11 protein-coding genes are annotated in these 11,333 nt (G+C 55.9%); 7 read left to right on the plus strand and 4 right to left on the minus strand.

The features are described from left to right. The 7 genes from KJ653_04630 to KJ653_04660 form a co-directional block, all read left to right on the plus strand. Positions 1-466: nickel-dependent hydrogenase large subunit (locus KJ653_04630; GenBank protein ID MBU0685117.1), on the plus strand; the 466-nt coding region annotated here is incomplete at its 5' end. 73 nt (positions 467-539) lie between these two features. Further along, a complete protein-coding gene (locus KJ653_04635) occupies positions 540-1,025 on the plus strand; it encodes a hydrogenase maturation protease (protein MBU0685118.1) in 486 nt (161 codons plus the stop codon). A gap of 131 nt (positions 1,026-1,156) precedes the next feature. After that, a complete protein-coding gene (locus tag KJ653_04640) occupies positions 1,157-3,760 on the plus strand; it encodes a molybdopterin-dependent oxidoreductase (GenBank protein MBU0685119.1) in 2,604 nt (867 codons plus the stop codon). 7 nt (positions 3,761-3,767) lie between these two features. Continuing rightward, positions 3,768-4,382, plus strand: coding sequence for a 4Fe-4S dicluster domain-containing protein (locus KJ653_04645; GenBank protein ID MBU0685120.1), 615 nt, complete (start codon positions 3,768-3,770; stop codon positions 4,380-4,382). A 146-nt stretch (positions 4,383-4,528) separates the two neighbouring features. After that, entirely contained in the window at positions 4,529-5,362 is an 834-nt protein-coding gene (gene nrfD / locus KJ653_04650) for a polysulfide reductase NrfD (protein MBU0685121.1), read from the plus strand. 29 nt (positions 5,363-5,391) lie between these two features. Next, a complete protein-coding gene (gene fdhD, locus KJ653_04655; GenBank protein ID MBU0685122.1) occupies positions 5,392-6,192 on the plus strand; it encodes a formate dehydrogenase accessory sulfurtransferase FdhD in 801 nt (266 codons plus the stop codon). A gap of 255 nt (positions 6,193-6,447) precedes the next feature. Further along, a complete protein-coding gene (locus KJ653_04660; protein MBU0685123.1) occupies positions 6,448-7,239 on the plus strand; it encodes a hypothetical protein in 792 nt (263 codons plus the stop codon). Positions 7,240-7,381: 142 nt separating this feature from the next. On the opposite strand, the gene KJ653_04665 is transcribed toward KJ653_04660, so the two are convergent. From KJ653_04665 to hypE, 4 genes are all read right to left on the minus strand, one after another. Further along, on the minus strand, positions 7,382-8,212 hold the full coding sequence (locus KJ653_04665; GenBank protein ID MBU0685124.1) for an ABC transporter permease: 831 nt from the start codon (positions 8,210-8,212) through the stop codon (positions 7,382-7,384). A 4-nt stretch (positions 8,213-8,216) separates the two neighbouring features. Continuing rightward, entirely contained in the window at positions 8,217-9,242 is a 1,026-nt protein-coding gene (locus KJ653_04670) for an ATP-binding cassette domain-containing protein (protein MBU0685125.1), read from the minus strand. Between the two features lie 290 nt (positions 9,243-9,532). Next, entirely contained in the window at positions 9,533-10,117 is a 585-nt protein-coding gene (locus KJ653_04675; protein MBU0685126.1) for a DUF998 domain-containing protein, read from the minus strand. 193 nt (positions 10,118-10,310) lie between these two features. Then, positions 10,311-11,315 (minus strand): hydrogenase expression/formation protein HypE, encoded by a 1,005-nt coding sequence (gene hypE, locus KJ653_04680; GenBank protein ID MBU0685127.1) that lies wholly within the window; start codon positions 11,313-11,315, stop codon positions 10,311-10,313. Between the last annotated feature and the right edge of the window lie 18 nt (positions 11,316-11,333).

Here is an 11,333-nt window from a genome sequence, read left to right on the forward strand (position 1 = left end):
CGGGCCGGTGAACCACACTCTGGCGTACCACTGGGCTAGGGTCATAGAGTTGCAGCACGCCACAGAGAGGATGCTGGAGCTTGCGAGCGACAAGAGCATCACCAGCGACGACATCAGGGGCCCGTACGGCGAGCCCAAAGAGGGTGTGGGCATAGTCGAGGCGCCTAGAGGCACGCTCATACACCACTACGCCTCCGACAAGAACGGCCTGTGCACGAAGATCAACATGATCGTCGCGACGACGAACAACTACGCTGCCATCAACACGAGTGTGAAGCAGGCAGCGAAGGCTCTGATCAAGAACGGAGAGGTGTCACCTGGCCTGCTGAACAAGGTGGAGATGGCCTTCAGGTGTTACGACCCCTGCAACTCGTGTGGCACGCACTCGCTGAACGGCGGGCCAGCCCTTGAGGTAACGATCAGACGCAAGGACAGCTCGGTCCAGTCGACTCAGAGAAACTTCTGAACTGATTTCACGAGGGGGCCTCCCCCTCACATATCGTTTTCATACCAATCATGATGTCAGAGTCAGGGTTATTATGGCTGAGGCCCTTCGGATTCCCGTGAGAGTGCTAATCCTCGGCGTCGGCAACCCTATTCTCTCGGACGACGGCGTAGGCATCCATGTCGCTCGAGAGATCATGAAAAGGGAACTACCTGGAGTAGACGTGGAGGAGCTCGCGGCAAGTGGGCTGGAGCTGCTCGATGTGGTCCGGGGTTATGACAAGGTCGTCATAGTAGATGCGATCCAGACGACAAAGGGAGAACCTGGTGAACTGTACGTCCTTGAAGAGAAGGATTTCGAGAAGTCCATCCATGGATCTTCCCCGCACGGGATCAACATCGCGACGGCCCTCGCCCTGGGAAGGAAGCTCGTGCCGAACGAGATGCCCAAGGAGGTCGTCTTCATTGCGGTCGAGGCGGAAGACCTGGTCAATGTCAGCGAGAAGCTCACCCCGAAGGTTGCGAAGGCGCTGCCTGGGATAGTGGAGCGGGTGAGGAGGGAGTCGCGCTCGGTGCAATAATCCTCTGATAGAAGATCAACCAAAGACCAAGGTTCAAACCCTTTGGCTGCGGTTTCGCATGTCTTTCGAAATGCGATTCGTCACGGTTAAGTACATTGCGGGCTTTCCACTCCTGAGACAGCTGGTGAACGATGGTCAAGACAAGTTGCGGCATGTGCTATGGCACCTGCACCGTTGACGTTCGCGTGGAGGATGGAATCGTCGTGGGGATCGAGGGCGACCCCGATTCGCCGCAAGGCTACGGGAACATTTGCGCCAAAGGCATCTCTGCCCCGATGATGCTCTACGATCCTAGCAGGCTCAACTATCCCATGATTCGGACGAATCCCGAGAAAGGAATCGGTGTTGATCCCGGATGGAAGAGAATCAGTTGGGACGAGGCCATGGATATCCTCACTACAAAGCTGCGAGAGTGTATGCAGAGAGATCCACGTGGACTGTACACTGTCGGTAGCCCCACCTTTCCTGCGGAGAGAGCATTCAACATACTCAGCTTCAGAAAGGCGTTCGGCACCCCCAACTACTACACTGGCGGCGGTGGGCTGCACTGCGGGAACGGAGCCCATATGATCGGCGGGATCTATCACGCTTCTTGGTCTGTCATTCCAGATTTCAAGTACTGCAACCTCGCCATCTACTGGGGTTGTTCCAAGGGCCACGGAGCGGGGCATGCTGCCAACGTCGCGGCCAAGCAGGCCGCCGATGCCAAGGCAAGAGGAATGAGGCTAATCGTTTTCGATCCGTTCCTGAGCACTCAAGCATCGACCGCAGAGGAGTGGGTGCCGATCAAGGCTGGCACTGACGCGGCGGCAGCACTGGCGATGACCAACCTGCTCGTGAACGACTACGGGCTCTTCGACAGCCAGTATCTGAAATGGAAGACCAACGGACCCTATCTCGTCGGGCCGGATGGATTGTATCTCCGTGACAAGAAATCTGGAGTCCCTCTTGTTTGGAACAACGTCGACAACAAGCATGAGGTCTTCACATCGAAGGACGTGAAGGACTGCGCATTGATAGGCAACTTTGAGGTCAACGGCGTGAAATGCAGCCCCTCCTTCCAGCTTCTCAAGGAGCATCTCAAGAAGTACTCCCCAGAATACGCGTCAGGAATCTGCGGAGTCTCGGCCAATACGCTCAGGAGAATTGCTAAGGACTTTGGTGAAGAGGCAAGAATCGGAAGTACGATCACGATCAACGGGAAGGTGTTGCCCTACAGGCCGGTGGCTTCAATATATTTCCGAGGATCGCAGGGACACTACAACCAGGCTTGGGACTGCATGTCCCTTGTCCTGCCGAACCACATAGTTGGGGCCGCAGATGTGCCCGGCGGGGCTCTGGCATTTGGTCCGCCCGTTCATCTGGGATATCCCGGGACTGGAAAGCTCAAGTACTCAGTGGAACCCGACAAGGACGGACTCCTTGTCGCCCGCAACTGGCCATACTCCCATTTACCCTATCCGCCACCTGAACCCAAGGACCCGCCTGAGAGGCTCGACCTCCAGGATATGTTCTACATTCCGACCTATACGACGATCATGGCCTGGGACAACAACGAGGAACTCTGGCAGAAGTTCAAGATACCCTACAGGCCCGACGTGATGATCAGCTTCGCGACGAATCAAATCATGTCGGTGGGAAACCCGAAGACTCTGCTGGAGAACTTCCTCAAGAAGTTCAGGTTCATCGTCTCCTTCAACATATACTCGACGGAGTTCGAGGAGGCGGCGGCAGACATGGTTCTGCCAGACGCATGTTTCCTCGAGCGCTATTCATCCGCAACCACTTTCCCAACCGTGGGGGTTTCGTGTCACGCCACAGGAATGGGCGAGTGGATATGGGCAATCAGGCAGCCGGTCGTGAAGCCGATGGCCGAACGGAGGCCGATGATCGATGTCATTCTGGAATTGTCGGAACGGCTCGGCCTGCGAGACAGATATCTGGAAGCCGCGAGAGAGTGGGTCAACAGGGCCTACGGAGGCGACCTCGACTTCAAGAAGGTACTCGACCCGAAGGAGAAGCTCAACTTCGAGACCATCCTGGATGTCATCATGAAGGACAGGTTCGGCCCGGACAAAGGACTGGACTGGTTCAAGGAACACGGCTATCTGAAATGGGACAAGCGGGTGGAGGAGGTCTATTGGCGAGCCTTCAACGATGTGAGAGTCCCGGTCTATCTAGAATGGATCATCAGGGCCGGCAGGAAGAGCAAGGCCATAGCTGAGAAGTATGGAGTGCCCGACCTCGTGGACTGGACCGCTCACAACGCGCTGCCCGACTGGCGGCCCTGCCCGACGCACACGGAGAAGAACCCGGAATACGACCTCGAGGCATTCTACTGGCGCTCCGCCCTGCACACATACTCCATGACGATGCAGAATCCCTGGTTGAACGAGATCTCGCAGAACGACCCTTACACCTACACGATACAGCTGAACACGGAGACGGCAACTAGGAAGGGCGTGAAAGAGGGAGATGCTGTCTGGCTCGAGAACCCGAAGGGCTCGAAGGCAAGAGGCAGGGTCCACATCACCGACGGCATAAGGCCGGACCATGTGGCCATTGCCGCGAATGCTGGCCACTGGGGAAGAGGACTGCCAATATCGAAGGGCAAGGGCGTCTTCTTCAATGAGTTGATAGAGATCGACAAGGAGCATACGTGCCCGGTCTCCCTTGGCCAGGACATCTGTGTGAAGGTGAAACTGTACAAAGACGGAGGTGCTGGCAGTGGTTAGGTGGGGCATGGTCATAGACCTGAAGAGGTGCACAGGCTGCCACTCATGCTCCGTTGCCTGCAAGGCAGAACACCACACTCCGCCTGGCGTGTTCTGGGCAAAGGTGGTCAGGCTCGAATCAGGGAAGTATCCGACAGTGATCAGGCAGGCTCTGCCCCTGCTGTGCATGAACTGCAAGGAGCCGGAGTGCGAGAAGGTCTGCCCCACGGGGGCCACCAAGAAGAGGCCCGACGGGATCGTCATCGTCGATCCGAAGAAATGTGTAGGCTGCAGATACTGCGCGGTTGCGTGCCCTTATGGTGCAAGGTACTTCGTCGACGAGTGGAAAGACTACTTCACAGGAGACCGCAGGCCTTCCTCTGCGTACGCTGAGCATTCAAAAAAGAAATGGCTCGAAGAATGCGACCGAGGGGTCGTGAGCAAGTGCAACTTCTGCGCTGAGAGAGTCGAGAAGGCCCGGAAACCGGCTTGCGTGGACGCATGCCCGTGCGAGGCGAGGACCTTCGGCGACCTGGACGATCCCGAATCCGAGGTCTCACAGCTCATCAAGAAGAGGCGAGGAATGCAGCTGCATCCCGAATACGGCACCGATGCAAGCGTGTATTACCTCCCTGCGAGGTGATCCTGGTTTGTCGCTCTTCTCTAGTTTCAATCAGGGCGGTGGATGAGTTGGACGTGCTGAAACATGAGGATTTCAAACCTGGGCCCCGAGCTCAAATGGAATGGGGTTTTGGCGGCAAAAGAAGATGGCGGGACGGAGCGCTCTTGATGGCTCTCTTCCTCGGAGGCATCGGGGCCGGTCAGTTTGTGGTTTCAACCTGGTTCATACACTCCATCACCAGTGCGCTTGTAGGACTGTTGATCGTCGTGATCGGCAAGACCGTCGCCCATCTGGTCTATCTCGGCCGGCCTGCCAGGTTCTACAGGCTGTTCATGAGACCTCGGACCTCATGGATCAGCAGGGGACTCATATTCATGGTGGTTTTCGCAGTCTTCGCGGCGGCCTACCTGGCGCCCGACATCGGTTTTGGCTGGGTCCCATGGACCAGTGAGACCTTGATGGGTCAGGCATTATGGGTTGCCGCTGTCCTGAGCGCCTCCCTGGTGATGGTCTACGACGGCTTCGTCCTGGCATCATGCAAGTCCATCACCTCGTGGAACACGGCCCTTATGCCGCCCCTCTTCTTCACCTATGCTGTTGCAGGCGGAGTTGCGATGACTTTCCTCACAATGACCGCAACCGGAGGCGAGATCCTGAACCGATCCACCATGACCAACCTGGACGCAATACTGCTGACGACCATGTTTGCGCTGGTCGTCATCTACATGGTCAACATGGCCTCATCGACATCGACTGCGAGAGAATCGCTCAGGAGACTGACGACCACCAAGCTGGCGATAGCGTTCGTAGGCTTGGCGATTGTTGCGGGCCTTCTGGTGCCGCTCACTCTAACCTACTATGACGAACTTGCAGTCGGAGGCACTGTAGCATCGGTCCTTCTGGCCGCCTCATCTGTCCTGGAATTGGCGGGAGATCTGTCAGTCAGGCACTCGATCCTAAGGGCGGGCCTGCACGCTCCCGTCTTCTCCGAAGGACTCTAGGCCGGAGACGAGCGAATGGTTGATGCAACATGAGCGGGGTAACAAGTCACCTAGAAGTCTTGCGAATCATAGGGGGCAAGAAAGAGAGCCTCCGCGATGTCCTCATCAAGGAGCGCCCTGTGACGATCTTCTTAGATGACATCGAGCTCGCCAACCTAATGTGTTCTCCGAAGAACCTGGATTGTCTGGCCGTCGGGTTCTTGTTCGCGGAGGGGCTCATCAGAAGCAAGAAGGATATCAAGAAGGTCATTGCGGACGAGAAAGATGGAGCGGTCTGGGTGGAATTGAAGAAAGCCAAGAAATCGCCTGAGATTCTCATTGCAAGACGGTTTATCACGACCGGCTGCGGCAGAGGCCTGACATTTGTCGACGCGACGCAGGATGGTAGGCACCTCATGATCAAGTCTGAACTCAAGATACGTGTAGATTCTATCCCGCTATTGATGAAAGAATTCCTTCGGAAGTCGCGACTCTACAGACTCACGGGAGGAGTCCACAGTGCGGCAATATGCAGCACGAGAAGCATTCTCGTCTTCAATGAAGACGTCGGAAGGCATAGTGCGATTGACAAGGTCGTAGGGGAGTGCGTTCTGAAAGGGATCAGGACCAAAGACAGAATCATGGTGACCAGCGGCAGGATCTCGTCGGAGATATTGGTGAAGGCCGCCAGGAGTCAGACTCCGGTCATTATCTCGAAATCTGCACCCACAGACCTCGCGGTCAGACTGGCTACCGACTTCGGCATCACACTTGTGGGATTCGCCAGAGGGTCAAGGATGAACATATACTCGAATGCTTGGAGAGTCGTGACTGGGGCAGAGGATAGATAGCGAGCGCTGCACCCTTTTCGATGCCCAACTAGATTGATCAATGACACAAGGAGGGTGCCAAGCTCTTCGAGGAACGTACCTTGGGGAAAGATAGAAAGAGGCTAGCTCTATACATTGTCCCTCTGATTGTACAAGAGCCAGGCATTCAAGTATGCATACGGCTCCTCGCGAAAGAAGCTCTTAATCCATAGGCGACGATTCGGGCATGGCCGGCCCATAGGTCGCCATCGTTACTTGACCGGGAGGGGAACAGGGGTGTCAAAGAGACGAAGAAATGTGAAGTCTAGACTTAGAGAGGTCTGTCTGAAGAAAGGGGCCGTTGTTTTTGGAGTCGCATCAGCCGCTGATGTTGATTCTCTCCCGAGGGTAAGAATAGGGCCAGCGATGAAGTCCTTGCTTGAAACGAAGCTGGACTACACCAAGAAGCCTTCAGAGGCGATGCCCGATGCCAAGAGCGTTGTCGTTTTTGGGATACTGTCGACCGACGACTCCTGTGAGCTTGGAGTTCGTTTGGAGGACGGAGGATACGATTGGCCAGGATACTATCCTCTGAATTGGATACGCCGCGACGCTGCGCGAGTGCTCGAAGAAGAGGGTTACAGAGTCGTCTATCCGTATGAGGCGTCTGCGCCGGATTCCTACAAGCGGGTATTCAGGCTTGCGGGGATAGGATCATTCGGAAAGAATGCGCTCATAATCTCGCCCAAATACGGTCCTTGGCTCAGATTCAGCTACCTTCTGACAAATGCCGAGCTTGAACCTGACGAGCCGTTCGAGGAAGATCTCTGCAGGGATTGCATTCGCTGCGTCAAAGCATGCCCAGTTGGCGCGCTGAAACCCTACGTCGTAGATCCCGAGCGTTGTCTGGTCGGGGTGCACTGCCGCCCGCCGATACCGAAGCGTCTGCGACCCGTGCTTGACCAGTACGAACCTCAGTTGACGCCCGTGACTCACGTCATGTGCACGAGATGCCAGATCGTGTGCCCGTACACCTCTGTTCGGCGGCGCAGGAATGTGGTCGGCTCAGTGCGACGGCCCATCTGCTGATGAAGAACCCAGCATTCGAACACGCACACGGTTCCCTGCACATCGTCATGCCAGATTTGTATTGAAATCAAACCGTGTCCCTCTCCTGGTCCGATCTTGCCTTGAATCTCATGATTCAAGACCGGACGGTATTTGGCAGATTCTACGACCTCAGAAGCGCCTTGCGCGAAAGCACTGCTCCTAGGGATATCATCAGGACCGCGAAGACCGTTATCCCGAGGAGGTCGACTCCGACCGAATACTGAGCGCCAATGGAGGTGTGGAAAACGAGCTGCCTCATTCCATCGACTACGAATGTGATGGGGTTGTATCTAGCGACCGCCGTGAGCCACTCAGGCATGAGTGCGATCGGTATCAGCGCGCTGCTCGTGAACATGAGCGGGAAGTTCAGCAGGTTGATCAAGCCGAACAGTGTCTCCTCGCTCTTCACGATGAGTCCGAGCGCTACGAAAAGCGCTGCGAGGCTCAGCCCGAGGAGTATCAGGAATACAGCGATGCCGAAAGCATCAAGAATACCGAAATCGGGGCTGAACTTGAGCCCGCTCAAGCCCGGGATGAATACGAACAGCGCGGCAAGCACCAGGACCACAACCGCCTGAAGGAGCGATTTGACCACCGTCGAAACCATGCGCGAGATCGGGATCGACGCTCGCGATATAGGCGCCACCTGCAGCTTTGCCAGGAATCCGGTCTTCCTGTCCCATATGAGGGAGACTCCGCTGAAGAGCGACCCGAACAGTATGATGAAGGTCGTCTGGCCGACGGCCATGAACGAGAAGTAATCGGTCGCGCCCCCGAACACCTCCCTGATATCAACGTCAGGGGAACCCTGGGCCAACTTGCCGATGTTGAACGCCTGCCCGAACAGGAGCAGCCACATCAGGGGGGTCGTGAACACCAGTATGATCTGGCCGGGAGTCCTGTACCATCGCCTCAGATCTCGGACGACTAGTGCGTAGGTCTCGCCCAGCATGTGCTCACCGCCTCCTTCCGAATCGGCCTTTCTTCGCTGTTGATACGCCTGGCTTTCCGCCGTTGCCCTTGTCCTCGTCCCTCAGTTCTCTGCCCGTGTACTCGAGGAATGCCTGGTCGAGGGACGGCTTCTTGACGGCCACATTCAGGACCGCGATCTTCTTGTTCCAGAAGCTCTCGAGTATCAGTGGGAGGGCCGCGTTGCTGTCAGGCACTTTAATCCTCGCCTTGTTCCCAGAGCACTTCCCTTCGAGCAGAGTCACCCCTCTGGTCGATCTAATCATCTCCAGAACGTCCATGCTGCATTCGGCGATCTCGACCTCGATCACGTCCCCGCCTACTGCCTTCTTGAGACCGTTTGGTGTGTCAAGAGCGATTATCTTACCATGATCTATGATGGCGATCCTGTCACAGAGGCCGTCCGCTTCTTCGAGATAGTGAGTCGTGAGGAAGATGGTCATGTTCGTCTCGGACCTCAGCTTCCTGATATGCTCCCAAATGCTAGTCCGTGTCTGGATGTCGAGCCCGAGAGTCGGCTCATCAAGGAAAAGTAGCTTCGGCTTGTGCACAAGCCCGGTTGCGAACTCCAGCCTCTTCTTCATGCCTCCCGAATATGTCTTGACTATCCTATCCTGGGAATCAGTGAGGCCGACCAGGCCAAGGAGCTCGTCGGTCCGCTTGCTAGCCTCCGCAGACGGAATGTGGTACAGCTTCGATTGGAGCTCGATGTTCTCTCTGCCAGTCAGCTCTTCGTCAGAGGTCAGATCCTGGGGAACCAGGCCGATCCGTTTCCTCACTTTGCTGGCCTGGGTCACGACGTCCGCGCCCAACACCTCCGCTCTGCCACCAGTCGGCAGCATGAGGGTATTGAGAATCGAGATAGTTGTGGTCTTTCCCGCCCCATTAGGGCCAAGGAATCCGAACACCTCTCCTTCTCGGACGTCGAACGAGACGGAATCTACCGCTCGAACATCGCCTGGAAAGATCTTCTGCAGATCCTGAACCTTAATGACCGAATTATCCGAAGGCATGATCCAACGCGCCCCGCTGCATGACTGCGTTCTATCGTCAGTCGAAGTCTGTGGGATATACTTTGCCTCGAATATTGTCAACCCACTGAATGTCTTGACAGCGCATTCTGAGTCTTAGCCACGCACAACAGGAGGCGCGCTCCTCACTGAATGCTTCGAATTGCTGGATCAGTGATGAGCGAATCCCACCAGATCCGATACACGCGCAAACCCCCAATGATTGAGAGAAAGGAGTGAGGAAGGAGTTTAGCTCGGCGCAATAATCCCATAATTGAGAGATAGTCAGACGTTCAAGCATGCACACGGCTCACTCTGTTCTCCTCAGCCAACAAGTACGCTCCAAATCCTATGGCCCAGAACATTGCAGGATAGAAGATCATCCGCTCCATACCGCCTGCGCCCAGACCAGCGTATGTGTTACCAGCGAAGAGGGCCAATGCCGAAAGGCCGATCAGGCCGAGAAGAATGAACAGATACGACATAGGAGGCCGAACCATCTTGCTGGAGTAGATTACTGCCAAGTTCCCGAAGAGGAATGCCAAAAAAGCGAACAGGGCATGCACCTCGGGAATGTAGTCCTCATTGAAGACTCCGACACCAATGGCCCCTATTCCGGACAGCGCGAGGAACAACCAGATAAGTGATTTCCTGGGCCTGAGCCGCAACAGGGCCGCGGTCACCAGAGCCATCAACCCAAAAATGATAATGGCACCCGTGAAGATCAAACGCGAAGAAGTCGGGCCAACCCCCAAATCGCTGATGTAGTTCTGAGATGTACTGTATCCGGGGTACAGAAACTCGGCCAGATGCACCATGAATAACATCTCCAGGCCTCCGATGAGAAGCCAGAAACCAGGGGACCGCAGATTGACCATGAAGCGAATACGTCGGCGATACATAATGGTGATTCCCATGGTAAGAAGAAATGAAAGGGAATAGAAAGAAGAAGGAGTTTAGCTCGGTGCAATAGTCCTCTGATTGAAAACTAACCATGCGTTCGAGTATGCACACGAATCCCTGCAGGAGAATGAGATCGGACCTTGTCGCTCGGTCCGAACGAAGTATCCTCTAGCAGATCCTCGGCACTGGGTCTCCTACGGGCGGCTCGACCACCCTCTTTCCACCTGTATGAGTCTCCATCATGACGCCTCGGACGTGCTTGGTTGCCTCTCCGATGATCTTCGCCTTCTTCCCTTCGGGCCTGGACTTGATAGCCTTGAGGACCTCTTCAATCTTCTCAGGGACGACGGCAATAATGACCTTGCCCTCGTTCCCGATTTCCAGCGGATCGATACCTAACATCTCGCAAGCAGAAAGCACAGCGTCATCGATCGGTATGTCCTCCTCCCTGACCACGATGCCCGTCTCAGACTTGTCCGCCCATTCGTTGAGCAGGTTCGCCAGCCCGCCTCTGGTGGGGTCCTTCATCGCCGTGATGCCGCCGACCTTCAGCCCCACAGCAATGAGATGATTCAAGGGCGCAGCGTCGCTCTTGACCGTCGTCTCGAAACCGTATCCTTCCCGGAACGACAGTATCGCAACCCCGTGGTTCCCGATCGGACCCGAGGCGATCAGCACATCCCCTTCGGCCACGGCGGAATCGTTCGGCCAGTTCCACTTGAACTTCCTGTGCTTCCTCACTTCGCGGATATTGTGGTCCAGGTGCTCGGACCTCTTCCCCACTCCGCTGGTGTTTATGAAAAGGCCGTCCAGGGCGCCCTTCTCGACGACCTTGGTATCTCCGGTGACAATCCTCACATCGGCCTTCTTCGCCGTCGCGCTGATGCTCCTCATGATCTTGTGGAGTTCCTCACCGGAGAATCCTTCCTGGATTATCATGGCGCACGAGAGCGCCAACGGAGTAGCGCCCATGACCGACAGGTCGTTCACCGTTCCTGCAACCGATAGGACTCCTATATCCCCGCCCGGAAAGAAGAGAGGTTTGACCGTGTAGGAGTCTGTGGTGAACGCGATCCCGTCTATGATTGCAGCATCATCCAAGGCGGCTAGAGGTATCTCCCCGAAATCGTGGTCGAGTTCCTTCAGCACGAACTCGCGGATGAACTCCTGCATCCGCTCTCCGCCCGCACC

This window comes from Candidatus Thermoplasmatota archaeon (genome assembly GCA_018814355.1).
Lineage (GTDB): Archaea > Thermoplasmatota > Thermoplasmata > UBA10834 > UBA10834 > COMBO-56-21.